Source organism: Neorhizobium petrolearium (assembly GCF_029854435.1).
Lineage (GTDB): Bacteria > Pseudomonadota > Alphaproteobacteria > Rhizobiales > Rhizobiaceae > Neorhizobium > Neorhizobium petrolearium.
This window is the reverse complement of sequence record NZ_CP123000.1, coordinates 4,143,102-4,170,000: the sequence shown is the minus strand read 5'-3', so window position 1 is coordinate 4,170,000 and position 26,899 is coordinate 4,143,102. Positions and strand designations below refer to the sequence as shown.

Below are 26,899 nucleotides of genomic sequence, written 5' to 3'. Positions count from 1 at the left end.
GGGCGATTAAGTTAGTTGCATTAGACCCGAAACCGAGTGATCTAGCCATGAGCAGGCTGAAGGTTGGGTAACACCAACTGGAGGGCCGAACCCGCATCTGTTGCAATAGATTGGGATGACTTGTGGCTAGGGGTGAAAGGCCAATCAAACTCGGAGATAGCTGGTTCTCCGCGAAATCTATTTAGGTAGAGCGTCGAGCGAATACCTCAGGGGGTAGAGCACTGGATGGGCTATGGGGACTCACCGTCTTACTGATCCTAACCAAACTGCGAATACCTGAGAGTACTACTCGGCAGACACACGGCGGGTGCTAACGTCCGTCGTGAAGAGGGCAACAACCCTGACCTCCAGCTAAGGTCCCCAAGTCATGGCTAAGTGGGAAAGGATGTGAGGATCCCAAAACAACCAGGATGTTGGCTTAGAAGCAGCCATCATTTAAAGAAAGCGTAACAGCTCACTGGTCTAATCAAGGGTCTTTGCGCCGAAAATGTAACGGGGCTAAAGCCATGCACCGAAGCTGAGGCTTATGATCTTCTAACGAAGACATAGGGGTAGCGGAGCGTTCCGTAAGTCTGTGAAGGCGGACCCGTGAGGGCTGCTGGAGATATCGGAAGTGCGAATGTTGACATGAGTAACGATAAAGAGGGTGAGAGACCCTCTCGCCGAAAGACCAAGGGTTCCTGCTTAAAGTTAATCTGAGCAGGGTTAGCCGGCCCCTAAGACGAGGCAGACATGCGTAGTCGATGGGAACCACGTTAATATTCGTGGGCCTGGTGGTAGTGACGGATCGCGAAAGTTGTTCACTCTTATTGGATTGAGTGGGCAGCGGGGCGGTTCCAGGAAACAGCTCCACCTTATAGACCGTACCCGAAACCGACACAGGTGGTCAGGTAGAGCATACCAAGGCGCTTGAGAGAACGATGTTGAAGGAACTCGGCAAATTGCACGCGTAACTTCGGAAGAAGCGTGACCCCAGATTGGGCAACCATTTTGGGGTGGCACAGACCAGGGGGTAGCGACTGTTTATCAAAAACACAGGGCTCTGCGAAGTCGAAAGACGACGTATAGGGTCTGACGCCTGCCCGGTGCTGGAAGGTTAAGAGGAGGGGTGCAAGCTCTGAATCGAAGCCCCAGTAAACGGCGGCCGTAACTATAACGGTCCTAAGGTAGCGAAATTCCTTGTCGGGTAAGTTCCGACCTGCACGAATGGCGTAACGACTTCCCCGCTGTCTCCAACATCGACTCAGTGAAATTGAATTCCCCGTGAAGATGCGGGGTTCCTGCGGTTAGACGGAAAGACCCCGTGCACCTTTACTATAGCTTTACACTGGCATTCGTGTCGGCATGTGTAGGATAGGTGGTAGGCTTTGAAGCGGGGACGCCAGTCTTCGTGGAGCCATCCTTGAAATACCACCCTTATCGTCATGGATGTCTAACCGCGGCCCGTCATCCGGGTCCGGGACAGTGTATGGTGGGTAGTTTGACTGGGGCGGTCGCCTCCGAAAGAGTAACGGAGGCGCGCGATGGTGGGCTCAGAGCGGTCGGAAATCGCTCGTCGAGTGCAATGGCATAAGCCCGCCTGACTGCGAGACTGACAAGTCGAGCAGAGACGAAAGTCGGTCATAGTGATCCGGTGGTCCCGCGTGGAAGGGCCATCGCTCAACGGATAAAAGGTACGCCGGGGATAACAGGCTGATGACCCCCAAGAGTCCATATCGACGGGGTTGTTTGGCACCTCGATGTCGGCTCATCGCATCCTGGGGCTGGAGCAGGTCCCAAGGGTTTGGCTGTTCGCCAATTAAAGCGGTACGTGAGCTGGGTTCAGAACGTCGTGAGACAGTTCGGTCCCTATCTGCCGTGGGTGTAGGAATATTGACAGGATCTGTCCCTAGTACGAGAGGACCGGGATGGACATATCTCTGGTGGACCTGTTGTCCTGCCAAGGGCATAGCAGGGTAGCTATATATGGACGGGATAACCGCTGAAGGCATCTAAGCGGGAAACCCCCCTGAAAACGAGTATTCCCTATCAGGGCCGTGGAAGACGACCACGTTGATAGGAGGCGTGTGGACGTGCAGCAATGCATGAAGCTTAGCCTTACTAATCGCCCGATCGGCTTGATCGTTCTCATTGACCATGCTCATCAAAATGAGCGAATGGCGAATAGGATGTAGCGAATAGAAATCGCGCATCCTGATCGCTCTTCAAGCCAAAGACGTGTTCACATCCAGCGATAACAGAGAAGCAAACGCGAACAACCATTCGCTATTCGCTACTCCCTATTCGCTCCCAAAAAATCCAGCTTCTCAACAATCTCCGGCCTCAACGGCCGGAGCATTGCCCTTAGCCGACCTGGTGGTCATGGCGGGGTGGCTGCACCCGTTCCCATTCCGAACACGGCCGTGAAACACCCCTGCGCCAATGGTACTTCGTCTCAAGACGCGGGAGAGTAGGTCGCTGCCAGGTCTGCTAAAGGCAATGCCGCTGAAAAAACAAAGCAAACAATCTTCTCATCACGAAAACAAACGGCCCATGCCGATCCCAAGGGCCGCCCGCAAAGCGGCCTTTCTGCTTTGCAGAACTGATGTGAATATGAGGAAAACGTCCCGTTATATCACCGGTGCGTCCCTCACATGAAACAACTTGGCAAAACCAAGTTGATCAGGCAGAAGATGCAAGCGCTTCGCGCTTACATCACCGCGATAAATCCCAAAGGGATTTACGCTTGGCGCGGGGTGGAGCAGCCCGGTAGCTCGTCAGGCTCATAACCTGAAGGCCGCAGGTTCAAATCCTGCCCCCGCAACCAACGATCCCTGCGATCCCAAAGAGCCCCCTCCGTGGGGCTTTTTGCGTTTCTGGGTGCCGGAAACCGCAGCTTCTCCCATCAGTTCCTTAAGGACTGCCGTCTGTTCGCGGAACTGCGGGTGCGGGTTTCGGTAATTCGCGGACAGGGATTCCATTAAATCCCGGACAGCAATTTCACTAAATCCGGGACAGCATTTCCGCTAATTCGCGGACAGCGATTCCGGTAAATCCCGGACAGTCTTTCGGGATAAAGAGATCGACTTTCGCACGCGCCGTTTTGCCATTCTGGACCTCGATTTGAACGAGGGGCTGATGAATGGCGAGACGGAAGCAGGCGAGACTTACTGACGTGAAGGACATTCGATCGATATTGCGACTGACGTACGAACAGGGGCTTTCGGTTCGTGCGATATCGGAACGGCTGAAGATCAGCAAAACGACCATTTCGACCTACCTGCTGCGGGCGCGTGAGGCCGGGCTGACAGGCTGGCCGTTGCCGCCTGGGCTGGACGATGATGGCATTCTGCAGCGCCGCCTGTTCCATCGTCGCGGCCGTCCGCCCCAGGACATGCACGAACCCGACTGGGGCAAGATCGCCAGTGAATTGAAGCGGAAGGGCGTGACACTGACGCTGTTGTGGCAGGAATATCGCGAACGGCACCCCAACGGTTACGGATACACGTGGTTCTGCGAGCGGTTCGCCGCTTTCGAACAGCGCGCCAACGCCACCTTCCGCAATCGCCACACAGCCGGCGCGGCGATGCAGACCGACTACGCCGGCCAAACCGTCCCGGTGATCGATCCGGTGACGGGCGAAATCCGGCTGGCGCAGATCTTCGTCGCGGTTCTGCCAGCCTCCTTGTACACCTTCGCCTATGCAAGCTTCACTCAACGGTTGCCGGACTGGATCGAGGGTCAGCAGCGGGCGCTGGGTTTCTTCGGTGGTGTGACGAAAGCCATCGTCTGCGACAACCTCAAGGCCGGCGTTGCCAAGCCCTTGTGGTTCGAGCCGACCATCAACGCCACTTTTGCGGCATTCGCCGAGCATTACGACACGACGATCCTGCCGACCCGTCCGAAACGGCCGAAGGACAAGGCTAAGGTCGAAGGCAGCGTTCTCATCGTCGAGCGCTGGATCCTGGCGCGGCTGAGAAACGACCGTTTCTTCAGCCTTGTCGATCTCAACGTGCGGATCAGCCAGCTTCTCGACGATCTCAATAGCCGGCCGATGCGCCGGGTTGGCAAATCCCGGCGGCAGCTCTTCGAGGAGATCGAGCAAGACGCGCTTGCGCCCTTGCCGGCAACGCCATTCGAATACTCCGAATGGAAGTCGGCAAAGGTTCATCCCGACTACCATGTCGAGGTCGACAAGGCCTTCTATTCCGTGCCGCACCGCCTGATCGGCCGCAAGGTCAATGTCCGGCTTACAAGCCGGATCGTCGAGATCTTCCATGATCACCAACGCGTCGCCAGCCACCGCCGGACGTCGCAGCGGGGCGGTCATGTCACCGTCAACGAGCACATGCCGAAGACACATCAGCATTATGCCAACACGACACCTGCGAGCCTCATCAAGCAAGCTGCAAAGATTGGCCGCAACGCTGCAATCCTGATCGAGCGGCTGATGCGCGATAGACCTCATCCTCAGCAAGGATACCGCGCCGCTCAAGGCGTTCTATCGCTTGCGCGCCGGTACGGCCCCGAGCGTCTGGAAGCGGCGTGCGATCGGGCACTGACGATCAATGCGCTCAGCTATTCCTCCGTCAGCACCATCCTCAAATCCGGTCTCGATCAGACCCCGCCTGGTGTTGAGCCGGTCAAGCCCACCCCGGTGCATGGCAACATCCGCGGCAGCTCCTATTACCAGTGAAGAAAGGAAGATACTCACATGCTCACACATCCAACCCTCGACCAGATGCATGCGCTCGGCCTATCCGGCATGGCGGCAGCATATCGCGACCTTGCCAATCAAACTGAGGGCATCGATCTCAACCGCGATGAATGGCTCGGCCTGATGCTCGATCGGGAGATGGCCGTGCGCGGCGACAAGCGCCTGACCAACCGGCTTGCAATCGCCAAACTGCGTTTCCCCGACGCTTGCATCGAGAATATCGACTTCGCCGCCCATCGCGGCCTCGACCGCCGACAGCTCCTCTCGCTTGCCCAAGGCGAATGGCTCAAAGCCCATGAGCACTTGATCCTGACCGGACAAACGGGAACGGGCAAAACCTGGCTCGCCTGCGCCATCGGACGGCAGGCGGCCCGCCTCGATTATTCCGTTCTCTATGTCCGCATGCCCCGTCTCTTCGAGGATTTGGCGCTGGCGCGCCTCGACGGGCGGTTTCCCCGATTGGTCGACAAGCTCGCGCGTGTTCAATTGCTCATCCTTGATGACTGGGGAACCCACGCGCTCAGCGATCAGCAGCGGCTCGATCTCCTGGAAATCTTCGAAGAGCGCTACCGCCGGAAATCCACTCTGATCACTGCCCAGCTTCCCGTCGCGCAGTGGCACGAGATGATCGGCGAACCAACGATCGCTGACGCCATCCTCGATCGTATCGTCCATAACGCCCATCGAATTGCGCTCGAGGGAGACAGCATGAGGAAGCAAAAACCAAGACCGCTCTTGACCGAAGCGCAAAACGCCGAAATCAATAACCAATGACATCAACCAGGCGAACGAAAGTCGATCCCGCCAGACTGTCCGCGATTTAGTGAAACGACTGTCCGGGATTTACCGGAATCGATGTCCCGTTAATCCGAAATCCGCAACTGCGGGTTCTTCTTGCCGCAGGCGAACGTCAGGATCGCCGCCAGATCGCCGCGCAGCACAATCGCGAGTTCATCGCCATTCGGCACCAGTTCGATCCGCTCGACGAGCGTGCGCAGCATCTGCGCTGCACGCCCCCGTGTCTCCTCATTGCCAAGTTGGTCGTGAAGGGCAGCGATCTCCTCGTGGTAATATTTTGCAAGGTTGGGATGCAGCAGGGGCGGCGGTTCGTCAGCGTCATCGAGAATCCCGGCGAGTTCCTTCTTTCGCGCTTCGAGCTTGCCGCTACGCTCCTTCAGCAGATCCACTGGCATCGCGTCCTTGAGATATAGATCGAGGATCTTCTCATGCTCCCGCTCAACCCGTTTGAGTTCGGCTTGGGCGGCTTCGATTGATACACGGGCCTCCATGCGTGCCTTGTTCACCTCACGTGTGAACTCGTCGCAAAACTCCTTGAAGAGTTCCGGTTCCATCAGGTGCTTGTCGAGCCCGTTCAGGATGCTCGCTTCCAGCGTGTCGCGACGGATGTTGAGCCGGTTGTCGCAAGTGCCTTTCGTTCGGGCATTGGTGCATCCGAGCATGTCCTTGGAGATCATCGAATAGCCGCCACCGCAGCAGCCGCATTTGACCAGACCAGTGAACAGGTGTTTTGGGCGCCGGCGGTCGTTCAGGCTCATGTTGTCGCCCGAACGCGCTCCGGGCTCCAACGTCAGCTGGTTCTGTCGCTCCTTCACGAGCTTCCAAATACTTTGGTCGATTATTCGGAGCTCGGGGACGTCCTGGACGACCCAGTCGCTCTCTGGATTAAGACGCGACACGCGCTTGCCTGTGTCCGGATCCTTCAGGTACCGGAGGCGGTTCCAGACCAATTTGCCGACATAGAGTTCATTGTTGAGGATGCCGGTCCCGCGTTTCGGATTGCCGTGGATGGTCGACGGCCCCCATTCGCTGCCCTGCGGACCCGGTACACCTTCGCTGTTCAACATCATCGCGATCGTGCGGGAGGATTTGCCGGCGAGATATTCCGCGAAGATCCGGCGAACGATGTTGGCTTCCACGTCATTGATCGCTCGCTCGCCACGGCTGGCCTCTCCAGAAGAGTCGATCTGCCGCACGACATCGTAGCCATAGCAGAGACCGCCACCCGATTTGCCGTCCTCGACCCGGCCGCGCAGGCCGCGGCGCGTCTTGTCGGCGAGATCCTTCAGGTACAGTGCGCCCATCGTGCCCTTGAGGCCGATATGCAACTCGCTGACTTCCCCCTCAGAAAGTGTGACGATGCTGACGCCGGCAAAGCGCATGCGCTTGTAGAAGCCGGCAATGTCCTCCTGGTCGCGCGAAAGACGGTCCAGCGACTCCGTCAGGATGAGGTCGAACCGGCGCTTGAGGCCGTCGGCGATCAGTTCCTGAACGCCAGGCCTGTTGGTTTCCACGCGGAACTGAGCCGGTTTTTCCACCGAGAAGTGAGCCACTTCTGAGTATGGTTTTCTGATCAGGCTTTGGTCAAGAGATTGGCCTTTTCTCCTCTCTTCTGTGCTGCTGCGGCCGAGCTGGCCTTGAAGCGGAAGCTGTCGTTTCCTGTTTCCAGGATGTGGCAACGGTGGGTCAGACGATCGAGCAGAGCGGTGGTCATCTTGGCGTCGCCGAAGACGGTTGCCCATTCGCTGAAGCTGAGGTTGGTGGTGATGACGACGCTGGTGCGCTCGTAAAGCTTGCTCAACAGGTGGAAGAGAAGCGCTCCGCCTGAGGCACTGAATGGAAGGTATCCGAGCTCATCGAGGATCAGCAGATCGAGACGGACCAGCGTCTCGGCGATCTGACCTGCCTTGCCCTTTGCCTTCTCCTGCTCGAGCGCATTGACCAATTCGATGGTCGAGAAGAAGCGCAGCCGCCACCGCGCATCCATGCGCGACCTCTCCAGACCGACAGTTTCATCGTTTAATGGAGCCAAACCATGCGACCGGCATTTGCAGCACTCGTGGCCGCCACCCTTTCAATTCAATCCGTAGAAGCACGCGAGACAAATTTGCAGCCGAACCATCCCTACGTCGGCATGTGGGTCACCGACGACAACCGCGTTCGTCACGAACTTCTGCCGAACGGACGCTATGTCGAAGCCCGTGGCCAGCGCGAGCGAGCCTATGAAGGCCGATACGAAGTCGAGGGCACGCATATCGAGTACTGGGACGACACGGGTTTCACCGCCAACGGCGATTTCGTCGATGCCGACACATTGCACCATGGGGGCATGATCTTGCGCCGCAAACCAGCGACGCCTTGAGTCATTGGGTAAACCTCCGCGATGCGGAAACTGTTCGAAGCAATGGGTGCCGCAGGTCTTCCTCGAGCCATCTGACAGGGCGGAGGCCATTCCCCCACCGCCCGTCATCGTGCCTTGTCCACCTCTCGCAGGAGATCGATGAAGGCCCGTAACGGGGACGGCACGTGCCGGCTGCGCGGGTAGTAGAGCGCCAGCCCCGGTGTCGGCGGACACCATTCATCAAGTACCGTCACCAACTGGCCCGACGCCAGAAACGGCCGGGCGAAATATTCGGGCACATAGGCGATACCGCGCCCATCCGCCGCCGCCTGCACGAGAAGATCATTGTCATCGAGAGTGAGATTGCCCGGCACGTCGATCACGACTTCGGCGCCGCGTTTGGAAAATTCCCAGCGATAGCGCTTTCCGCTCGGTAGACGTTGGCGGATGCAGCAATGCGCATTCAGGTCGTCTGGTGTGTTCGGTCTTGCTTTGCCGTCGAGGTAGGACGGCGCTGTCACGGCAAGGAAACGCACGTCGCCGCCGAACTTCACTGCGATCATGTCTCGGGGCACCGCCTCGAACAGTCGGACGCCCGCATCGAAACCCTCTTCCACGATATCGACAAGCCGGCCTTCCGAAACCAGATCAAGCTCGACATCGGGATAAAGATCGAGAAAACGCGGCACTACGGTTTGGAGCAGGATACGGGCGCCGCTCTTGTTCGCATTTATCCGCAGTGTGCCGCTGGGGGTGCCGCGTTCTTCCGAGAGGGTATCGAGCGCCTGGTCGAGATCCTGAAGAACCGGATCGAGCCGCGCGACCAGGCGCGCACCGGCCTGGGTTAGCGACACGCTGCGTGTCGTCCGGTTGAAGAGCCGGACGCCCAATTTTCCTTCGAGCCCGATGATCGAGTGGCTGAGTGCGGAGCGCGAAACGCCCATGACGTCGGCCGCTCTGCGGAAGCTCCGGTGGCTGGCCACCGCCGCGAAGGCGGCAAGATCGTTCAGGCTGGGGCGCACCATTCGTGATTTATCCTCACCATCTCATCTCATATTGCCAATCTTATATCACCAATCCTCCAGGTCTACATTCGGAGATGAACAGATGAGGAGATCACATGCCAAAGACATGGTTCATCACCGGCGCTTCTTCGGGACTCGGCTTGGAGATGACGCAGCAATTGCTTGCACAGGGACATACGGTCGTCGCGACCGTTCGCCAGCCAGGGTCACTGACGCGAGTCCGGCAGACTTACGGCGAGCGTTTGGACATCGTTGCGCTCGATCTGGTCCAGCCCAAGAGCATTAGGTCGGCTGTCGAAGGCGCCTTCAAGCGTCACGGTCGGATAGACGTCGTCGTCAGCAATGCAGGCTACGGCCTGTTCGGTGCTGCGGAAGAGCTCACTGATGAAGAGATCGACCGGCAAATTGCCACCAACCTGACGGGATCCATTCATCTGATCCGTGCCGCATTGCCCCTTTTGCGAAAACAAGGCGAGGGGCGGATCGTCCAGGTCTCGTCCGAAGGGGGGCAGATCGCCTATCCGGGCTTCAGCCTCTATCATGCCACCAAGTGGGGCATCGAGGGCTTCGTCGAATCCGTCGCACACGAAGTGGCGCCTTTCGGTGTCGACTTCATCATCGCCGAACCGGGGCCGACTGGCACGAGTTTTGGAGCCAATCTCGTCCGTGCAGAACCCATGGGCGCCTATGAGGACACCCCCGCCGGCGCTGTTCGCCGCGCGATCGGCGATGGAAGCTTCGAAATCAAGGGAGATGCCGCGCGCACTGCCGCCGCAATCCTATCGGCGGCCGAGAGCGCAACGCCGCCATTGCGGCTGGCATTGGGCAGCACGGCCTATTCCTCTATCTCACAGGCGCTCTCGGCACGCCTGTCCGCTATCGAGGCGCAGCGGGAAGTGGCGAATTCCGCCGATCGGCAGGACCTGTGAACCGCGACAAGCGCCTGGAAACACAGACCTCATGAACAGGAAAGGAAACACCATGTCCATCCGACCAGCCATTTTGGCGCTCGCCGTCAGCATTTCGTCGTCTGCCTTCGCGCAGACCGCCACAGAAAACCAGATCGTAGGCACCTGGCGCATGATGTCGGCGACGATCGACCCCGGCGGGAAAAATATCGCCGCCTATGGAGAGAAGCCTAACGGTCTTCTCGTCTTCACGCCCGACATGCACTTCGTGGAGGTTCTGACCGACGCCGAGATCCCGCCGTTTGCTTCCAATGTTCGTGGTGAGGGAACGGACGATGAAAATCGCACGGCCATGGCGCGCAGCATCGGGTTTTTCGGAACCTACACCGTTGATGAGAAGGGCGAATTCAGCGGAAACCGTGTCGAGGGATCGACATTCCCGAACTGGATCGGCAGCGTGCGAACACGTGATGATCTCACGCTCGTCGTCGATGGCGACCGTATGACCGAAAATTTCCGGCGACCGGACGGGACCAGAATCAGGATCGAATTCCAGCGCGTGAAATGAGGCCCGGCAGGCGGGGGTTCGGACACGGTCTTGACCTGTCGCTAACGAGCTTCCGTCCTTCGGTCAAGACCAAGGACGGAAGCCATCCGGAGGAGGAAAGCCATGCTCTTCAATCGTCGTTCCATGTTCAAGGCGGGAGCCGCCGTAACCGCGTTGGCGCTTTCAACGCCTCAAATCATGACCCGCGCCGCCTTCGCAGCCGCTCCACCAAGACCAGAGGTCACCAACAGCGGTTTCCATCGCTTCATGCTGGGCAAGTTCGAGATCACCGTCATCCTGGATGGCATGCGGACATTCGACGGACCTCATCCGACCTTCGGTGCCGATCAAAGTGCCGACGAGGTCGCATCCTTGATGAACGCCAACTTTTTGCCGTCGGATCGGATGATCGGGCAATTCAACCCGGTCCTGGTGAACACAGGCACCGAACTCATCCTCTTCGACACCGGCAACGGGCAGGAAGGCAGGGAGTTCGGAACCGGACACCTGGCGAGCCGTATCACAGCATCTGGCTATACGCCGGCCGATGTGACAATCGTCGCGATTTCTCATCTGCATGCCGACCACATCAACGGCCTCATGGAGGGCGACCGTCCGGCGTTCAGCCAGGCGCGATATGTCGTCAGCCAAGCGGAATGGGACTTCTGGGCTTTCACCGACTTTGCAGGAACGCCCGCCGCCGTGCATGCGACGGCCATCCAGAGAAAGGTCCTGCCCCTCGGGGGGAAAATGACTTTCATCAGCGCCGGCGCGTCGATTGCGCCGGGTGTGACGAGCATGGTGGCCGCCGGACACACGCCCGGTCACATGGCGTTCCTGCTGGAATCGGCAGGCCGCAGCCTGCTTTTGACCGGCGACACGGCGAACCATTTCGTCGCTTCCCTGCAGAAGCCGGATTGGGAAGTTTCTTTCGACATGGACAAGGGCGCTGCCGCCAACAGCCGCAAAAGGATATTCGGCATGCTGGCTGCCGAAAGAATTCCGTTTATCGGCTATCACATGCCTCATCCTTCAGCCGGCTACGTAGAGCCCTTCGATACGGTTTCCGCTTCGTGCCGGTGAGCTATCAATTCCTGATCTGACGCCGGCGGAAACGGATTTATCCCCTGGCCTGCCAGTCGTAGCTCCGCATGTAGTCGAGAAAGGCGCGCATGGCGGCGCTCGGGAGGCGGCGGCTGGGGTAGTATAAAAACCAGTGCGGTAAGGTGGGGCTCCAGTCGGTGAGAAGCTCCACCAGCCGGCCGGTTTGGATATGCGGCTTGGCGTAGTCATCCAAGACATGGGCAATCCCTCTGCCTGCCAGCGCAGCTTGCAGTTCGTTATGGGCGGAGCTGACCGTCAATCGGCCCGTTGGCGTGACTTCAATCTCTTCGCCCGCCTCGTCGAACTGCCAGGTGACGAGCGTGCCGCCTGGGAACCGACGTCTTACACAGTCGTGATTGACAAGTTCGTGCGGTGTCTGCGGCTGTCCCCACCTTCCGATATAATCCGGTGAAGCGACGATGGCGTAGCGAAGTGCAGGGCCAAGCGGCAGCGCGATCATGTCCTGCGCCAGCTGCTTGCCGAACCTGACACCGGCATCGAAACCCTGCTCCACGATATCGATGACGGCCGCATCGCTGATGATCTCGATTTTCACCTCTTGATAGGCATCCAAGAAATCGAACACCAGCGGACAGAGAAAATGATCGACGGCCGGCGCGGGCGCGTTGATCCTGAGCGTGCCGGATGGGCTGTCCCGCAGTTCATCGACCTCGGCGATGGCGAGCCTGATGTCGCCCAATGCAGGTGCCAGGCGTTCAAGAAGGCGCTGGCCTGCCTCCGTGGGGAACACGCTCCTCGTCGTTCGATTGAGGAGCCGGATACCTAGAGCCTCTTCCAGGGCGTTCATCGTTTGGCTCAAGGCCGATGAAGAGACCCCTCGCTCAAGCGCTGCCGCGCGGAAACCGCCGCAACGCACGATGGCCACGAAAACGTCGAAGCTGTCCAGACGAAGAGGGTTCATTGAGAAGCATTTCTAATCAAGCTGATAAACTTAGCGCAGCTTATCAGATCAATCGTCCGGTGTCATGGTTGGCGTAGAGTTCAACGCCGCGCTCCATCCGGTTCCTTTGCGGGTCATTTAGGCCCCTGCGTAGCGAAGCCGAGCGTGCCCAATGCGAAAGGGAAGACCGATGAATGCCTTCACCCTCAACAGACGCGCTGTCATGCTGTCCGCCGTCGCAGGCGCATCAAGCATGCTCATACCCGGCCTGGCCGGTTCCGGCGCAGCCAACGCCCAGGCCACGCCCGCGCCCGCTGGCAATGCCGGGCATTACCGCTTCCGCGTCGGGGACATCAGCGCGACAGTGTTGAGCGACGGCGTGATCGGTGGCCCGCCGCGCGTCTATGCAAGCGATGCGCCGGAAGCCGAGCTTCAGGAGGTCCTGCGGCAGGCTTTTCTTCCGGCCGATCACATGACACTCAACCTCAACACGCTGCTGATCGAAACCGGCGGCCGGCGCATTCTGATCGAAGCCGGAGCCGGCAAGACCATGGGCCCGAACGGCGGCCAGATCTTTGATAACCTCACGGCTGTGGGCCTCGCGCCAGCGGACATCGACGCGATCGTTATCTCCCATACTCACCCTGATCACGTGGGTAACTTGAGAACCGCACATGGCGGCAAGGCCTTTCCCCGCGCCACGGTCTTTGTCCCGAAGGCGGACTGGGACTTCTTCGTCCGCACCGATCCGGATCTCTCCTACATGCCGGTGCCGGAGGAGTTCCGCCTGCGCTTCGCCGCAAACATCAAGAACAGCCTCACGCCGTTCATGAACGATGTGGAGCTTTACGAAGCCGGCGCCGAGATCGTGCCGGGCCTGACGACGATCGTCGCATCCGGACACACGCCGGGCATGGCTACCTTCCTGGTCCATTCCGGAAGCGATCAGTTGCTGCTGACGGCGGACCTGGCCTATCACCCCGTCGTCAACGTCGACAGGCCGTGGCTTCCAGGCCCGGACCGCGACAAGGAAACCGCTCTTGCCTCCCGTCGGCGCATCTTTGACAGGGCGGCCGCCGATCGTATCCCCGTGCTCGGCTTCCATTTTCCCTTCCCCGGCCTCGGCCGGATCTTGAAAACCGACGGCGGTTACGCCTGGGTCCCCGCCAACTGGCAGTTTTGACGATTAAGGAAACAGGAGAGCTCTCATGGACCAGTCAAAGATCAACAGGCGCGATTTCCTCGGCACGATGGGCGCGGCGGCGACAGGGCTGGCATTTGCCAGCCAAGCTGCGGCGCAAACCCAGGAAACGAATGTGGCGTCGCCAACAACTGGATCAAACCCGGACGTTCTTACCCGCACCTTGCCGCGGACCGGCGAAAGGGTCACGGCGCTGGGTCTCGGCACCTTCCTCACCTTCGACCTGAAGCCCGGTGACCGACGCGACGCTTTGCGTCAGGTCTTCGAGCGGTACGTCGCCGCAGGCGGCCGTGTGGTCGACACGTCGCCGCTTTACGGCTCGGCCGAGGTCAGCGTCGGCCAATTCATGGGAGAGTTCGACGGTTCGGACGAGATATTCCTCGCCAACAAGGTCTGGTCAACGGGAGAGTATCTCGGCGACGAAAGCCACGCGATGGAAAGCTTCTGCCAATCGCGCATGCGCACATGGCGCGACACGATCAATCTCATGCAATGCCACAGCATTACCAATGCGCCGGTCGTCGTCCCGCTCATGAAGGCCTGGAAGAAGGAAGGCCTCATACGCCATGTCGGCGTGACCCACCACGAGTCGGCGGCGCAGGACCAGCTCCTGGCGATCGTCCAACGCGATGATGTCGACTTCATCCAGACGAACTACTCGATCTTCAACCGCGACGCCGAACGCCGTCTTCTTCCCGCTGCGGCCGACAAGGGCGTCGGCGTGCTGATCAATCTGCCGCTCGAAAAGGCCCGCCTGATGAAGGTGGTCGAGGGCCATGAGCTTCCCGGTTTTGCAGCCGAGTTCGGAGCGACGAGTTGGGCGCAGTTCTTCCTGAAATGGGTCATGGCGCATCCTGCCGTCACGAGCGTACTCTGCGGCACGTCCAACCCCGACCACATGAGCGACAATGTCCAGGCGATGAAGGGCCCGCTTCCCGATGAGCGGATGCGTGCCCGCATGGTCGCACATATGGAAACGATTCCCGGCTTTGGGTCCATCGGCACGATGCCGTGGTATCCCGGCAAGGAGAATATGTATGCCGGTCTTATCCGGGAGGCGCAGGCTAACGCCGCGCAACGCCTGCAGCCTTAACGGCGCGCCGATTAACCCGCCATTACACTGGGAGACCGGTCTTGTCCTCCACCAGACGCTCGCTTCTGACTGTCTTTCTGACGCTGCCTCTCATTGAGGCTGCAAGAACGAGGGCGTTTGCGCAGGCCGCTCCCGAGCTGCCGCTCACCCCCGCATGTGACGATGGAGACGAACCGACCCTGGAACGGGAAGCCGGTCCCTTCTTCAGGCCGAACTCACCGCTCAACCGGGATCTCTATCCGGATGCACCCGGAGGCGAGCGAATAACCGTCGCCGGCTTCGTCTTCGACAATCGCTGCCGGCCTTTAGCCGGCAGCCTCGTCGAGGTCTGGCAAGCCGATGAGAAAGGCGACTATGACAGCGTGGGGTTCCGCCTGCGCGGACACCAGTTCACCGACACGCAGGGGCGGTGGTGGTTCAACACCATCGTACCCGCGCTTGATCCCGGCCGAACGCGCCATTTTCATTTCAAGGTCCAGCGTCCGGGTAGGCGCGTTCTCACCACCCAGCTCTATTTCCCCGGAGAGCCCGGAAATGCCGGAGACAGGTTGTTTGACGAGGCGCTGCTCCTCGACATCAGGCAAACCGATGACGGAAGGTTCGGACGGTTTGATTTCGTGACGTAACGAAGGAAAGCTGCCGGAAAGGGCAGGATTCAGTCACGCTACGAGTTGGAAGCCGGACGCCGTAAAACACGGCGTCCGGACGATGCGAGGCCAAAATCACGCGTTGAAGCCTGCATCCACACTGAGAACCGCACCCGTAATCAGATTCGCACCTGGACCTGCCAGAAATGCGACGGCGCTAGCGACTTCGCGTGGCTCGCCAAAACGGCCGAGCGACGTGAGGCTCCGCTGATGATCGGCGTTCTCGCCATTGGCAGGGTTCATCTCCGTATCGGTCGATCCCGGCAGAACGAGGTTCACCGTAATACCTTGAGGGCCAAGTTCACGCGAAAGGCCTCGTGTGAACGACAGAAGTGCCGACTTCGACATGGCGTAGGCCGTCACCCCTGGGAATGGAACACGCTCCGCAAGCGCGGAGCCGATCGAGATGATCCTGCCTCCGGATGACAGATGCGGGATCGCCGCCTGTGCGAAAAGGACGGGCGCGCGAACGTTGACGTCAAGCATGGCCTGCAGGTCGGCGAGCGCCAGATCCGCAGTCATGCCGGCGGTTCCGATGGCCGCGCTGTTGACGAGGATATCAAGTCCTCCAAGGGTGTCGACCGTCTGGCCGACGGCGCGATGGATGGCGTCCGGGTCGGCGCTGTCGGCCTGAATGGCAAGCCCGCGCCGTCCTTTTTCCTCGATAGTCTGAACCACCGATGCAGCCCTGTCTGCTGAGCGCTGATAGGTGAACGCGACATCCGCGCCCTTCTCGGCGAGCGCAATCGCGATCGCGGCTCCTATACCTCGGGAGCCGCCATTCACCAGGGCACGCTTTCCAAGCAATTCCATCTTTAATTCCTTTATGCAGTGATCGATGCATAAATAGCTAGCGGCATTGCAAATTGCCGTCAACGCATTTATGCAGTGGTCGATGCAAAATGATGTTTCGACCTATGCCGGCCATACAGAGCCAACCCCGCGTTTGCGGGGGCGACCGCGGGAATTCGACCGTGTTGCCGCACTCGCCGCCGCGACCAGACTCTTCTGGATCAAGGGTTACGAGGCGACTTCGATCGCTGATCTGACCGAGACGATGGGGATCGGGACCAAAAGCCTTTATGCGGCCTTTGGCTCGAAGGATGCGCTCTATGCGGAGGCGCTCAAATATTATTACACAACCTACGAAGGCTTGGTCTGGACACGCTTCAGGAAGGCTTCGACCGCGAGAGAGGCGGCGCTGGTATTTCTTCAGGATTCGGCGGTCGCCATGACCGGTGGAGATTGCGATCTGCCGCACGGATGCATGGCGACTCTTGCGTCCGTCTGTAGCGAAGGGCATTCCGAACTGGGCGACCTCATGCGTGCGACACGTGCAGGCGGTTTCGATCTTCTGAAGGCGCGTTTCGATAGGGCGATCAGCGATGGCGACCTCATGGCCACGACAGACACCACCAAACTGGCAAGGTTCATACAGACCGTCCAAAGCGGGATGGCGATCCGCGCTCGCGATGGAGCCGATCGTGCCGAACTTCAGGCCGTGGCAGAGATTGCGATATCCGGCTGGGACCATGTCGCCAGCGTTGTCGATTATGCATGAAGGACTTGGCTTGATCCGTGCGGTAGTTGGATAGGAGCGGATTCGGCTTCACGTGCCTTTGCAGTTATGCGTAGCGGGCCGAGTTTTCAGCGAACTGCCTCGGCGAACAGCCGACAGCGCGTGAAAAGGCGGTGCTGAAAGCGCTCCCCGACTTATAGCCAATGGAAAAGGCGACTTCCTCTATCCTTGCCGTTCCAGACCCGAGCGCCTCCTTGGCAAGCGCTATCCGCCACCGCAAGAGGTAGGAGATCGGACTGACCCCGACGACGGCATGAAAGCGCGTGGCGAAGGTCGAGCGCGAGACACCGCAAAGCCTCGCCAGCGAATCGACCGTCCATTCTTGCCCAACATCTGCGTGCATGGCACGAATTGCCTTGCCAGCAACCGGGTCTCGAAGGCCGGCGAGAAGGCCGCGCTTGGCGGGATCGGTAGTCTGTCCCGGAAGGCGCGAAGCAGGCATCCTGAGAATTTCGACCAGCGCCAACTCAACGAGACGGGCGATGATGAACTCGCCGGCCGGTCCAGGGTCGCGGCCTTCGGATTCCATCAGCGTGAGTAGGTTGTGAAGCCGGTGGAGTTTGGGCGAGTGAGAGGGAACCTGAACGAGGGGCGGAAGAAGCCCCGTCAAGAGATCCTCGTTGGCGGTCGAGAACAGGAATTTGCCCATGTGAAGAGAAATCGGTCTTTCCTGACCGAAGCCCAGTCTCAACCGTCCCGGCTGTTTGGCGGCCACTGCCGCGACGCTGTCCAATGGCTCTACGTCCCTATTTGAGGTCAGCGTGAAGGAAAGCGTTGTCCGCAGCAGCACGAAGTCGCCCTTGTTCAGCGGCAGCGGATCGCAACCAGGTCGTATCAACTGGCAAGTGCCGTCTTCTAACCAGAGAAACAACAGGTCTCCCAGCGCTGGAAAGGTTATGCCCCAATCACCAGTGGCATCGATGCCGCGACCCAACAGAGCAGCTCTGGGGTGGAGGAGCCGGATGAGATCAAGAAAAGGATCCATTTCTGTACGGTCGATAAACTATCCTGGGGTCGGCGTTATGGAGGGTTCGAAAAACTCAGCATAATTTGCGGGGGAATTTCACGAGGCCTGAGCCTATTTAACTGGAGTGCAACGATGATCAAAGTCACCCCCGCCGATATAGAGCGTTTCCTTGCCGACGATGACGATCAGCCTGTCGTGATGCTGAACCTGCTTCGGTTCAAAGTTGATGGCGGCAGGCAGCGCTACCTGGAATACCTCACCATGGCAGGGCCGATCGTAAGCCGGTATGGAGCAGAAATCATTTTCGCCGGCGATGGCGCGACTGCGCTTTGCGCCGAACCCGGTCAATCCTGGGATGCGGTGGCGCTGGTGCGCTATCCGAATCGGTCAGCCTTCGCGAACATGATTGCCGATCCTGCCTACGCCGTGGCCGATCCGATTCGGATGTCTGCTCTGGAAGAAGCGGTGCTGCAGCCTATCAGCACTATTCAGCTCTAGAGGCGAACGCACGGCGCATATGGGAAGGTTTTCCGTAAAGTCGCACGGTCGTCGCCTTTAACCAACGCTGGATTTTGTAAGGGAAAGGACATTGAAATGTCCTTTCCCTATTTCGGATACTTAATCACCGAGACCTACAGCAGATCTTCGATGCGGATTGGCAGATGTCGTATCCGTCTGCCCGTCGCGTTATAGACAGCATTGACCACAGCCGCTGTTGCACCGACCATCGCCACCTCGCCGAGACCTTTGACACCAGAAATATTGAGCTTGAAATCTGGCTGGTCGATGAAATCGACCTCAATCGCACCGATGTCGGCATTGACCGGCACGACGTATTCGGCAAGGTCGTTGTTGAGCACGCCGCCGAAGCGAGGGTCCGTTTCACCGACCTCGCGAAGTGCCGCGCCAACGCCCCATATCACACCACCCCTGACCTGGCTTTCCGCCGTGCGACGGTTCATGACCCGTCCACAGTCGGCAACACTGACGACGCGTCTGACGCGCGCACGCCCGGTCGACGTCTCCACGTGAACTTCCGCAAAATGGGCTATCCAGCTGAACGCCATGAAGTCGGGATATTCCGGCCCGGTTGTGGACGGAATGCCTCTGCGCAACTGCTCGATCACTTGTCCGTCCTTGCCCAGCGGGATCGTATCGACCGCGACCTCCAGAAATGGGCGGCGGGTTCGGGCGAGCTGGACATGCACCGGTTCTTGCGACAATGGGTTGCCGATCAGCCGACTTAGCTCTTCGCGCAGTCGCAAAGCAGCGCCTCGCGCAGCTGGCGCAGTGCTCCCTGTTCCCCACGAGCCGGCGGTTATATGCTGGGGCGCATGTCCGGTGTCGCCGATGCGGATGTCGAGTTTCTCTGGATCGATGCCGAGAACATCCATGAGCTCTGCTGCTATGACGCTGCGGATGCCTTGTCCCATTTCGTGGCCGGAGGTTGCGATCTCGCATCTGCCGCTCGCGAAGAGACGAAGCGTTGTCACAGAGGCCGTCATCGATGCCTTGTAACTCCCACATGCAACGCCCAGGCCGATGAGGTCGCCATTGTCCGAAACCAAAGCGCCCGGTTCACGCATCCGCCGGTTCCAGTCGAACAATTCCGCCCCACGTCTCAAACAGTCCGCGAGATAACGGGATGAGAAGGGCTTGCCCGTGATCGGATCACTTTCAGCATCGTTGGCAAGGCGGAGTTCAACGGGGTCCATTCCGACAGCCTCGGCAAGCTCATCCATCGCGCATTCGGTGGCAAAGCTCGAGGGATGCTCGTGCGGAGCACGCTGATGGCCGGGGGTCTGGGTATCAACCCGGACGATACGATCACTTCCCCGCCAGGCGCCATAGCCATACATGCGCGGAGGATTGGCCCCGTGGTCACAAGCAAATCCATCATACCGGCTGTTCTGCTGGACCGTTTCATAGAGCCCGGCCAGCAGACGGCCTTGTCCATCTGCGCCAAGCCGGACCCGGTGAAGACTTCTTGGGCGATAGGATGCCGTATGGAACAATTGGCTGCGGGGCATCACGAGCTTGACGGGACGGCGCAGCATCGCCGCGGCGCTTGCGACAAGCACGCTCTGCTCCTGGATGCCGTTCTTCTGGCCGAAGCCACCGCCTGTATAGGGGCTCACGCCGCGCAGCCGTGTCGGCTCCATCCCCATCATGCCCGCAAGACCGCCGGCAAAAGCCGAAGCCGCCTGAGTGCCCTCATAGATTCTGAGTTCACCATCCTCGAATGCGGCCGTCGTGGAGATCAGCTCTATCGGATTGTGATGCTGCTGGGGATGTAGATACTCGACGTCAATATGATGATCTGCAGCAGCAAAGGCTGCCTCCGCATCACCGGAGGACAACTGGCGATCGGGCTCCGGTTCCGGACTGGCAAGGTCATCCTCCATGCGGGCGCTGAACGCGTCCTCGGCGTAGCGAACCTTGATGGCTTCCGCGCCTTCGACGGCGGCCTCCAACGTTTCGGCGACCACCAGGGCGACCGGTTCGCCTCGGTGGCGCACGACCGGGCTCGTCATCGGCTGATGGCCCTTGCCGGGCTGACCATAGGCACCGCGAGCGGCAAGCGTGGTCTTGATCTGCGAGAAATCTTCATGCGTGAAGACGCGAACGACGCCTTGCACAGTCATCGCGGCAGTCAGGTCGATTGCCTCGATACGCCCCGTGACGATCGTCGCTGGTACCATCATCGCATGTAGCAGACCGGGAATCGGCTGATCTGCCGCGTAGATTGCCCGACCCGACACTTTTTCGTAGGCGTCGACCCGGGGACGGTCTGCGGTTCTTTCCTGCGTCATTGCGTTTTTCCTCCGGCGGTCATGATGGCGTCGGCAAGGGTGCGGGCGCCGAGTTCGATCTTGAAAGCGTTGTGTGCGCCGGCTTGCGCATTGGCGAACGCGGCCCTGCCGGCAGCCAATGCACTCTGCCTGTCGATCGCGCGTCCGCTCAAAACGGCCTCTGCCTCATGGGATCGCCACGGCCGGGTGGCGACGCCGCCTATAGCGATATGCGCCTGTCGTACCCGATCGCCTTCCATCGCAAGTGCAACCGCGGCCGAGGCCAGGGCAAAGGCATAGGATTCGCGGTCGCGCACTTTGAGGTAGGTCGAGCGCCGGCCGGCCTCTGTTTTCGGAACAGAGATCCCGGTCACGATCTCGCCGGCCACAATCGAGAACTCCCTATGGGGCGTTTCGCCAGGCAACAGGTAGAACTCCGCGATGGGGATCGAACGTGCTCCGTCCGGCCCATGAAGCTCGATCCATGCGTCCATCGCCGTCAGCGCAACCGGCCAGTCACCGGGTGATACGGCCGTGCAAGCATCACTGATGCCGAGCACGGCCTGACCGCGATCAAGCCCACCGATCGCCGCGCATCCCGAACCCGGCGCCCGCTTGTTACAGGGATAGGCGCCGATTGCCCCGTTCCGGAAATATGGACACCGTGTTCGCTGCAGCAGATTGCCGCCGACGGTCGCCATGTTGCGAAGCTGTTGAGAAGCGGCTTTCGAAAGGCTCTCTGCCAAAACCGGATAGTCACGACGCACAACCTCATTTTCGGCGACATCCGCCATAAGCGCTCCGGCGCCGAAGAACAGGACCTCACCGCTTGTATCGATACGGTCAGATCCTTCGAGGGAGGCGATGTCGATCAGGTGAGCGGGGCGTTCGACGCCAAGCTTCATCAGGTCGTATAGGGTCGTGCCACCGGCGATATAACGGGCTCCTTCACCAGCCACAGCGAATGCTTCGATTGCTTCCCCGATGTTGCTGGGGCGGACATATGATAATGACCTCATGGCTCAGCCTCGCTCAATCTGGGGAGCTGCCTGCTCGATCGCAGCGACAATGCCGACGTAGGCTCCGCATCGACAGATATTACCGCTCATGTATTCCCTGATGTCTTCAGGCGTAGACGCATGGCCTTCCTTCACGCAGGCGATGGCCGCCATGATCTGACCGGGCGTACAGTAGCCACATTGCAATGCGTCGTGGTCGATGAAAGCTTGTTGCATGGGGTGTAGACCGTCAGCACCTGCGATACCTTCGATCGTCGTGACGTCGCGGCCATCGACTTTTGCGGCGAGGGTAAGACAGGAAGCGACCCTGCGCCCATCCACGTGGACTGTGCAGGCTCCGCATTGACCGTGGTCGCACCCCTTCTTCGCACCGACCAGACCCAATCGCTCGCGCAACATGTCCAGCAAGGATGCGCGCGCATCGATCTCAAGTGCGACTGGCTGCGCGTTGATCCGGCAAGCTATTTGAGCCGTGATCCCATTCTCTGAAAGAGCAGAAGGCGCCCCTTGTATTTGCTCCTGCGCCGTCGCAGCCGATATTGCTCCGGAGATCGAGACGACCGTTCCGGCTTCCAGTACTTGCCGCCGAGTGAGGTTTAAGAATTGCGTTTCTTGCGGGTCCGACATCGGTTCTGGCCTCCTGAGTGTTGCAACCGCGTTTGTTCGGGATCACTCTCCCGAAGCTGCACAACCTCTCTCAAGGTAGGGCAATCCGACCGGGAGGATTAGGCGATAGATGCTGCACAATCTGGTTAGCTCTCCTTCGCAATGGAATGCGACGCGAAGGAAGCGACATTTCTGGTCTCGGCAGAGGCTGCTGATCGGTCCAGGTCTGACGAAAGGAAGGTATGCGGACTCAAGCTCAAGGGCACGTCATACGTCCGACCGAGTGGCGCGCGCGGTCTTCGCCGGCTCACACGATAGACTGCTGCGGGCGGAACGTTCGCAAGTGTCCCACCGACAAATGTCGCCTTCAAGCCAAGCCGATCAAGCAGGGGTCTCGGGATCGGGCATCGCGGACCGTAGGTGAACTGATAAAATGCTCCGTCATGACGAAGATGCAAAAAGGCACCTTCGAGAATGGCGATCACTTTCCGAGTTGGCATCGATAGAAGAGGCAGACCGCTCAGGACGGCGCCAATCGGGGCCGAGGTCTGAAGTTCGATCTTGCGGAGTTGCGAGGCGTCCATCTGAAGGGTTCTCGCTGCCGGGAAGCGCATCGCGAGTTGGCGGGCGAAATCCGCGCCGTATTCGACAAGAATGAGATCCGATTCGGGAACACCCCGATCAAGCAGAGCTTCGGTGAAAACCCCCGTTCCCGGACCAAGTTCAATCACGGGCCCGCTATCCGCAGAGATTCCAGCGGTCATGAGTGATGAGAGCGCCCGCCCTGAGGGCGTGACCGAGGCAACCTGCAGAGGCGCAGAAAGCCAAGCGCGAAAGAACAGGAGCGCGTCGGTCGTTTTGCTCGTCATCGCGCATTTCCTGCTCGACCAAGGCGCTTGGCGTACCGGAGATGCAACCGGAATACCAAGGCGCTGACCGCTTCCACTGCGATTAGAACCAGTAGGGTTTTCAGAGCAAGCACCGACGCATTGATCCCCGGAAGTAACGTCACAGCCAGGTAACCGGCACCGATGAATAGTCCATTCCACGAGACGATGCCGACGGCCAAGCCGGAAGCGAACTTCATGATGCCTGTTCCCATTAGCCCCGCAGCCAAAGGTGAAACAAGACGGACGGTAGGGATGAGCTGTGACGTAACGGCGATTGATTGCTCCCGGCCACGCAGGGACGAGATTGTGAGGTCGATACGCTGCCGTGAAAGTCCGACCCATGTGCCGGCTGCGTACAACATCGAGGCAGACCTCTGCTTCCCGAAGGCAAGAACAAGGGCATAGAGTGTCAGTGCGCCCACGAAACTCCCCATGGTCGTGGCGAGGACGGCTGTGTGGATCGACCAGACATCGTTGTTGGCGGCAATACCGATGGCAACGAGAACGCCGTACGACGGAAGGACCGGAACAAATCGCTCTGCAAGCCCGATAGAGAAAAGGCCAAGAATGCCATAGAGCGCTATCCAGTCGACGAGATCTGCGAGCGGGTCCATTCTTAGCCCTCTTGTCTGAGAAGCTGCGCGCCAGAAACCTGATCAGCCACCGTTGCCGCTTGGTCCTCATACGCGATGCCAGCCATCTGTTCCGAGATATCCCAAAGTCTCTTGGCGACACGGAGCTCCATCGCCTGTGGCGGGATTTGCGCCTCGGTAGGATGGCCGCGGGTTTCGCTCAGCCGATTAGGACCATAATACCTGCCACCGCGGGCATCCGGAGATGTGGCGGCAAACAGGGTCGGCAGTGCCCCTTGGGACGCGGGCTGAAACAAGAACCACAGCAGCGAGCGAAGAAGGCCTTGCGCGCTGTGGCGACCCGGTGCGTTGTGCAGCAGGTCCGTCCGCGAAATGCCAGGATGGGCTGCGATGGAGGTTATTCCCCAACCGGCCTTCTCGCTGCGCCGCTGAAGTTCGAGTGCGAACATCAGGCAGGCAAGTTTGGACTGGCTGTAGACAGGCATGGGCTTGTAGCTCCGCGCCGCCTGCAGATCGTCAAAGTCGATCGCCACATTGCTGCGTCTTGCCGCAATGCTGGACAGCGTCACCACCCTCGGCTCTTGTGCCCGCAGCAGAAGCGGCAATAGGCGGGCGGTCAGGACAAAGTGACCGAGGTAATTGGTACCGAACTGCAATTCAAAGCCGTCGTCAGTCGTCTTGCGCACCGGAGGCGTCATGACCCCCGCATTGTTGATGAGCACATCAAGATGATCGCGACGGCCTTTCAGCCGCTCGGCCAGCGCCTCGATCGAATCGAGGTTGCCGAGATCGACTTGCTCGAACGTGACGGCCGCGCACTGCACGATCTCGCTTATCTGCCGAACTGCATCGGCGCCCTTGGCCGGATTGCGCCCTGCGAGGATCACTTCGCCGCCGGCTCTGGCAAATGCGAGAGCGTCCTCGAAACCAAGGCCACCGGTTCCGGTGACAAGGATCGTGCGGCCTTGCTGAGACGGCATATCGTCCAGCGTCCAAGGTTTAGACATGATGCTTTCCTTCGTTGACTGGTAAAAGGTTCGCCCGCCGGAGTTGCAACGGGGGGCAGGCGTCTCCGGCGGACAAAGGTCGCTGGGGGCGGAGGCGACCTTCAGGGATCAAAAATGGGGCTTCAGGATCCAAGCTACTCTGCTGCCGCTTGGATGATCGCAAGTGGCGGTCGTTCCGGCGCATGGCGCGTTCGCTGCATCCAGGCTGGATATTCGGGGCGGAGTTTGCTCACCGCATCGAGTTCGGCCAATTCGTTGATGTCGAGCGACACTTCGTTCGAACGGATGCTGTCGTCGAGTTGACCGACCGTCTTTGCGCCGATGATCACGCTCGTGACGTGCGTTTGGTGCAGCAGCCAGGCGAGTGCTATGCGAGCGACGCTCACGCCCTTCCGCTGGCCGATGCGCTCCATGACCTCGATGACGGCGTAGGCATGGCATGATCCATCGCGACAGGCGGAAAGTCGAAGGTCGTGCGTCGGCTGCCTTCGCCTCCCTGCTTGTCGCGCCCGAATTTGCCGCTGAGGAGACCACCGGCGAGCGGGCTCCAGACGAGAAGGCCAAGCTGCTCCGCCTTGACCAGTGGGACGATCTCCCGCTCGATATCGCGGCCGGCGAGCGTGTAGTAGTTCTGCGTCGTCGCGATCTTCGCGAGATTGAGTCGTTCGCTGTGGCCAATGGCTCTCGCCATCTGCCAGGCCGACCAGTTCGACACGCCGACATGACGCACCAGACCCTGCTGGACGAGCATATCGAGGGCTGCCAGGCTTTCCTCGATCGGCGTCACGGTATCGACGTTGTGCAGTTGATAGAGGTCGATGTAGTCGACCTGCAGCCGTTTCAGGCTCGCCTTGACGCTGTTCATGATATGCGTCCGCGAGTTCCCGGCCTCGTTCGGACCTGTGCCTATCGGACCGCAGACCTTGGTGGCGATCACCACGTCCTCGCGCCGGACGCCCAGGTTCTTGAGCGACTGGCCGACAATTTCTTCGGAGACGCCGCCGGAATAGATGTCGGCGGTATCGATGAAGTTGATGCCATGGTCAAGCGCACGGGTAATCAGACCTTGGGCGTCTTCCTGCTGGACATTGCCCATGTTGGACCAGATCCCCTGGCCGCCGAAGGTCATGGTTCCCAGGCAAAGCTCAGAGACGAAAAGACCAGTATTTCCGAGCGTGTTGTATTTCATGATGCTCTCCTTCACGATGATGGTGAGGTATCGTTGTCGAGTGGAACCCCCCTTGGCCTTACTGGCGGCCGAGGGGTGCTGTCGGGCTGGCCGTCTCAACCGAGGCCGCCGTTTGCGAAGACGTTTTGTCCATTCACCCATGCGCCTTCCTTCGAGCACAGAAGGGCTATGGTGCCTGCGATATCTTCCGGCAGCCCCAGGCGGCCCAGCGGCGTCTGCTCGGGGATTCCTCTGAGCGCCTCTTCTCCGTGCTGACGCAGAAGCTCTGTATCGACGGCGCCGGGCGCAACGGCGTTGACCGAAATGTCGCGACCAGCCAGTTCCTTTGCGAGCACGCTCGAATACAGAACCTGGACCGCCTTGCTCGCAGCGTAAGCTCCGGTCCCAGGCGGTGGCGTCTTGATGATGCTCGAACTGAGGCTGATGATCCGGCCACCATCCCGGACGCGACGCGCTGCTTCGCGCAGGACGTTGAAGCTGCCCTTCACATTGGTCGCGATCATCCGATCGAAGGCTTCGTCGGTCATCTGGGCAAAGGGCCCGACATTCATGATGCCGGCATTGTTGACGACGACATCGACGCCGCCGAATGCCTCATCATTGGCATTGAACAGCGCGTTCACCGCTGCCGGATCCGCCACGTCGGCCTGACGGAAGATCGCGCGACCACCGGCCGCTTCGATGTCGCGGACCACCTGAGCCGCGAGATCACGATTGGTCAGATAGTTCACCGTCACAGCGTAGCCGTCGCTCGCCAGACGCTTTGCCGTGGCGGCGCCAATGCCGCGCGAAGAGCCCGTGACGATTGCCACGCGTTGTTCTGTGTTTCGGGCGGCTGTTTGCGTGGTTTGGGCGGACGCGATGCCGCTCATGGCGAGAGCCGACGGGACAGCGGCTGCGAGAGCCAGGAACGTGCGGCGGGAATTGTCGGTATCAGACATTGAGGTGTCTCCGTTTGACTAAGTTCAGAACGGTTCTGATGTTGCGTGGACGAGG

At 59.7% G+C, this 26,899-nt stretch carries 22 protein-coding genes, 1 tRNA gene, 2 rRNA genes and 3 pseudogenes (1 of these 28 running past the window's edge); 14 read left to right on the top strand and 14 right to left on the bottom strand.

Translation table 11 applies throughout. The features are described from left to right. The 5 genes from QEO92_RS20290 to istB all read left to right on the top strand — a co-directional run. Positions 1-2,125, top strand: a 23S ribosomal RNA gene (locus tag QEO92_RS20290); it begins 825 nt to the left of the window's first position. Between the two features lie 226 nt (positions 2,126-2,351). Next, positions 2,352-2,466: ribosomal RNA gene (gene rrf / locus QEO92_RS20285) — 5S ribosomal RNA — on the top strand. Between the two features lie 263 nt (positions 2,467-2,729). After that, positions 2,730-2,806 (top strand) — tRNA-Met (locus tag QEO92_RS20280). 315 nt (positions 2,807-3,121) lie between these two features. Further along, entirely contained in the window at positions 3,122-4,675 is a 1,554-nt protein-coding gene (gene istA, locus QEO92_RS20275) for an IS21 family transposase (RefSeq protein WP_227704227.1), read from the top strand. Between the two features lie 18 nt (positions 4,676-4,693). Then, a complete protein-coding gene (gene istB, locus QEO92_RS20270; protein WP_227704226.1) occupies positions 4,694-5,470 on the top strand; it encodes an IS21-like element helper ATPase IstB in 777 nt (258 codons plus the stop codon). An 89-nt stretch (positions 5,471-5,559) separates the two neighbouring features. On the opposite strand, the gene QEO92_RS20265 is transcribed toward istB, so the two are convergent. Together QEO92_RS20265 and QEO92_RS20260 are read right to left on the bottom strand one after the other, a co-directional pair. Then, positions 5,560-7,032 (bottom strand): recombinase family protein, encoded by a 1,473-nt coding sequence (locus QEO92_RS20265; protein ID WP_227704225.1) that lies wholly within the window; start codon positions 7,030-7,032, stop codon positions 5,560-5,562. A gap of 35 nt (positions 7,033-7,067) precedes the next feature. Next, a pseudogene (locus QEO92_RS20260) lies at positions 7,068-7,466 on the bottom strand (ATP-binding protein); the annotation flags it as partial. A 63-nt stretch (positions 7,467-7,529) separates the two neighbouring features. Between QEO92_RS20260 and QEO92_RS20255 the strand changes: the two are divergent. Continuing rightward, complete coding sequence (locus QEO92_RS20255) at positions 7,530-7,856, top strand: Atu4866 domain-containing protein (protein WP_027508850.1); 327 nt, start codon at positions 7,530-7,532, stop codon at positions 7,854-7,856. 104 nt (positions 7,857-7,960) lie between these two features. Here QEO92_RS20255 and QEO92_RS20250 read toward each other — a convergent pair whose 3' ends face one another. Further along, on the bottom strand, positions 7,961-8,860 hold the full coding sequence (locus QEO92_RS20250) for a LysR family transcriptional regulator (RefSeq protein WP_227704224.1): 900 nt from the start codon (positions 8,858-8,860) through the stop codon (positions 7,961-7,963). 95 nt (positions 8,861-8,955) lie between these two features. On the opposite strand from QEO92_RS20250, the gene QEO92_RS20245 reads away from it, so the two are divergent. From QEO92_RS20245 to QEO92_RS20235, 3 genes and pseudogenes are all read left to right on the top strand, one after another. Beyond that, positions 8,956-9,789 carry an SDR family oxidoreductase gene (locus tag QEO92_RS20245; RefSeq protein WP_227704223.1) on the top strand — a complete coding sequence of 278 codons (834 nt, stop codon included), beginning with the start codon at positions 8,956-8,958 and terminating at the stop codon, positions 9,787-9,789. Between the two features lie 52 nt (positions 9,790-9,841). Beyond that, positions 9,842-10,336 (top strand): lipocalin-like domain-containing protein, encoded by a 495-nt coding sequence (locus QEO92_RS20240; RefSeq protein WP_027508852.1) that lies wholly within the window; start codon positions 9,842-9,844, stop codon positions 10,334-10,336. 102 nt (positions 10,337-10,438) lie between these two features. Continuing rightward, a pseudogene (locus QEO92_RS20235) lies at positions 10,439-11,418 on the top strand (MBL fold metallo-hydrolase). A 17-nt stretch (positions 11,419-11,435) separates the two neighbouring features. On the opposite strand, the gene QEO92_RS20230 reads toward QEO92_RS20235, so the two are convergent. Then, positions 11,436-12,341, bottom strand: a complete 906-nt coding sequence (locus QEO92_RS20230) for a LysR family transcriptional regulator (protein WP_227704221.1) — start codon at positions 12,339-12,341, stop codon at positions 11,436-11,438. A gap of 169 nt (positions 12,342-12,510) precedes the next feature. Here QEO92_RS20230 and QEO92_RS20225 point away from each other — a divergent pair, with 169 nt between their 5' ends. From QEO92_RS20225 to QEO92_RS20215, 3 genes are read left to right on the top strand one after another with little or no spacing between them, the layout of a single operon-like run. Further along, on the top strand, positions 12,511-13,503 hold the full coding sequence (locus QEO92_RS20225; protein ID WP_227704220.1) for an MBL fold metallo-hydrolase: 993 nt from the start codon (positions 12,511-12,513) through the stop codon (positions 13,501-13,503). Positions 13,504-13,528: 25 nt separating this feature from the next. Next, positions 13,529-14,614: an aldo/keto reductase gene (locus tag QEO92_RS20220; RefSeq protein WP_027508856.1), complete on the top strand. Its 1,086-nt coding sequence runs from the start codon at positions 13,529-13,531 to the stop codon at positions 14,612-14,614. Positions 14,615-14,655: 41 nt separating this feature from the next. Next, positions 14,656-15,240, top strand: a complete 585-nt coding sequence (locus QEO92_RS20215) for a dioxygenase family protein (protein ID WP_227704219.1) — start codon at positions 14,656-14,658, stop codon at positions 15,238-15,240. Positions 15,241-15,336: 96 nt separating this feature from the next. On the opposite strand, the gene QEO92_RS20210 is transcribed toward QEO92_RS20215, so the two are convergent. Then, complete coding sequence (locus QEO92_RS20210; RefSeq protein ID WP_027508858.1) at positions 15,337-16,074, bottom strand: SDR family NAD(P)-dependent oxidoreductase; 738 nt, start codon at positions 16,072-16,074, stop codon at positions 15,337-15,339. 82 nt (positions 16,075-16,156) lie between these two features. Here QEO92_RS20210 and QEO92_RS20205 point away from each other — a divergent pair, with 82 nt between their 5' ends. After that, positions 16,157-16,822 (top strand): TetR/AcrR family transcriptional regulator, encoded by a 666-nt coding sequence (locus QEO92_RS20205; protein WP_227704218.1) that lies wholly within the window; start codon positions 16,157-16,159, stop codon positions 16,820-16,822. A gap of 64 nt (positions 16,823-16,886) precedes the next feature. On the opposite strand, the gene QEO92_RS20200 is transcribed toward QEO92_RS20205, so the two are convergent. Further along, positions 16,887-17,825, bottom strand: coding sequence for an AraC family transcriptional regulator (locus QEO92_RS20200; RefSeq protein ID WP_027508860.1), 939 nt, complete (start codon positions 17,823-17,825; stop codon positions 16,887-16,889). Between the two features lie 114 nt (positions 17,826-17,939). Between QEO92_RS20200 and QEO92_RS20195 the strand changes: the two genes are divergently transcribed. Next, complete coding sequence (locus tag QEO92_RS20195; RefSeq protein WP_027508861.1) at positions 17,940-18,305, top strand: DUF1330 domain-containing protein; 366 nt, start codon at positions 17,940-17,942, stop codon at positions 18,303-18,305. Positions 18,306-18,439: 134 nt separating this feature from the next. Here the strand turns inward: QEO92_RS20195 and QEO92_RS20190 are convergent, their stop codons facing one another. The 8 genes and pseudogenes from QEO92_RS20190 to QEO92_RS20155 form a co-directional block, all read right to left on the bottom strand. After that, positions 18,440-20,620, bottom strand: a complete 2,181-nt coding sequence (locus tag QEO92_RS20190; protein ID WP_227704217.1) for a xanthine dehydrogenase family protein molybdopterin-binding subunit — start codon at positions 20,618-20,620, stop codon at positions 18,440-18,442. Next, positions 20,617-21,618: an FAD binding domain-containing protein gene (locus tag QEO92_RS20185; protein ID WP_227704216.1), complete on the bottom strand. Its 1,002-nt coding sequence runs from the start codon at positions 21,616-21,618 to the stop codon at positions 20,617-20,619. Before QEO92_RS20185 ends, QEO92_RS20190 begins: the two co-directional genes overlap by 4 nt. Before the next feature lie 3 nt (positions 21,619-21,621). Continuing rightward, entirely contained in the window at positions 21,622-22,245 is a 624-nt protein-coding gene (locus QEO92_RS20180; RefSeq protein ID WP_227704215.1) for a (2Fe-2S)-binding protein, read from the bottom strand. A 125-nt stretch (positions 22,246-22,370) separates the two neighbouring features. Beyond that, positions 22,371-23,093, bottom strand: a complete 723-nt coding sequence (locus tag QEO92_RS20175; RefSeq protein ID WP_084606396.1) for a class I SAM-dependent methyltransferase — start codon at positions 23,091-23,093, stop codon at positions 22,371-22,373. After that, positions 23,090-23,728, bottom strand: a complete 639-nt coding sequence (locus tag QEO92_RS20170; RefSeq protein ID WP_227704214.1) for a DedA family protein — start codon at positions 23,726-23,728, stop codon at positions 23,090-23,092. Before QEO92_RS20170 ends, QEO92_RS20175 begins: the two co-directional genes overlap by 4 nt. 2 nt (positions 23,729-23,730) lie before the next feature. Further along, entirely contained in the window at positions 23,731-24,714 is a 984-nt protein-coding gene (locus QEO92_RS20165; protein WP_051336481.1) for an oxidoreductase, read from the bottom strand. A gap of 134 nt (positions 24,715-24,848) precedes the next feature. Next, positions 24,849-25,903, bottom strand: a pseudogene (locus QEO92_RS20160) (aldo/keto reductase). Between the two features lie 95 nt (positions 25,904-25,998). After that, complete coding sequence (locus QEO92_RS20155) at positions 25,999-26,844, bottom strand: SDR family oxidoreductase (protein ID WP_027508866.1); 846 nt, start codon at positions 26,842-26,844, stop codon at positions 25,999-26,001. Positions 26,845-26,899 lie beyond the last annotated feature (55 nt).

Excerpts from the sequence above, each read along its gene's own strand:
- istA (WP_227704227.1), top strand. The coding sequence starts at position 3,122 with ATGGCGAGACGGAAGCAGGCGAGACTTACTGACGTGAAGGACATTCGA.
- istB (WP_227704226.1), top strand. The coding sequence starts at position 4,694 with ATGCTCACACATCCAACCCTCGACCAGATGCATGCGCTCGGCCTATCC.
- QEO92_RS20255 (WP_027508850.1), top strand. The coding sequence starts at position 7,530 with ATGCGACCGGCATTTGCAGCACTCGTGGCCGCCACCCTTTCAATTCAA.
- QEO92_RS20250 (WP_227704224.1), bottom strand. The coding sequence starts at position 8,860 with ATGGTGCGCCCCAGCCTGAACGATCTTGCCGCCTTCGCGGCGGTGGCC.
- QEO92_RS20245 (WP_227704223.1), top strand. The coding sequence starts at position 8,956 with ATGCCAAAGACATGGTTCATCACCGGCGCTTCTTCGGGACTCGGCTTG.
- QEO92_RS20240 (WP_027508852.1), top strand. The coding sequence starts at position 9,842 with ATGTCCATCCGACCAGCCATTTTGGCGCTCGCCGTCAGCATTTCGTCG.
- QEO92_RS20230 (WP_227704221.1), bottom strand. The coding sequence starts at position 12,341 with ATGAACCCTCTTCGTCTGGACAGCTTCGACGTTTTCGTGGCCATCGTG.
- QEO92_RS20225 (WP_227704220.1), top strand. The coding sequence starts at position 12,511 with ATGAATGCCTTCACCCTCAACAGACGCGCTGTCATGCTGTCCGCCGTC.
- QEO92_RS20220 (WP_027508856.1), top strand. The coding sequence starts at position 13,529 with ATGGACCAGTCAAAGATCAACAGGCGCGATTTCCTCGGCACGATGGGC.
- QEO92_RS20210 (WP_027508858.1), bottom strand. The coding sequence starts at position 16,074 with ATGGAATTGCTTGGAAAGCGTGCCCTGGTGAATGGCGGCTCCCGAGGT.
- QEO92_RS20205 (WP_227704218.1), top strand. The coding sequence starts at position 16,157 with ATGCAAAATGATGTTTCGACCTATGCCGGCCATACAGAGCCAACCCCG.
- QEO92_RS20200 (WP_027508860.1), bottom strand. The coding sequence starts at position 17,825 with ATGGATCCTTTTCTTGATCTCATCCGGCTCCTCCACCCCAGAGCTGCT.
- QEO92_RS20195 (WP_027508861.1), top strand. The coding sequence starts at position 17,940 with ATGATCAAAGTCACCCCCGCCGATATAGAGCGTTTCCTTGCCGACGAT.
- QEO92_RS20190 (WP_227704217.1), bottom strand. The coding sequence starts at position 20,620 with ATGACGCAGGAAAGAACCGCAGACCGTCCCCGGGTCGACGCCTACGAA.
- QEO92_RS20185 (WP_227704216.1), bottom strand. The coding sequence starts at position 21,618 with ATGAGGTCATTATCATATGTCCGCCCCAGCAACATCGGGGAAGCAATC.
- QEO92_RS20180 (WP_227704215.1), bottom strand. The coding sequence starts at position 22,245 with ATGTCGGACCCGCAAGAAACGCAATTCTTAAACCTCACTCGGCGGCAA.
- QEO92_RS20175 (WP_084606396.1), bottom strand. The coding sequence starts at position 23,093 with ATGACGAGCAAAACGACCGACGCGCTCCTGTTCTTTCGCGCTTGGCTT.
- QEO92_RS20170 (WP_227704214.1), bottom strand. The coding sequence starts at position 23,728 with ATGGACCCGCTCGCAGATCTCGTCGACTGGATAGCGCTCTATGGCATT.
- QEO92_RS20165 (WP_051336481.1), bottom strand. The coding sequence starts at position 24,714 with ATGTCTAAACCTTGGACGCTGGACGATATGCCGTCTCAGCAAGGCCGC.
- QEO92_RS20155 (WP_027508866.1), bottom strand. The coding sequence starts at position 26,844 with ATGTCTGATACCGACAATTCCCGCCGCACGTTCCTGGCTCTCGCAGCC.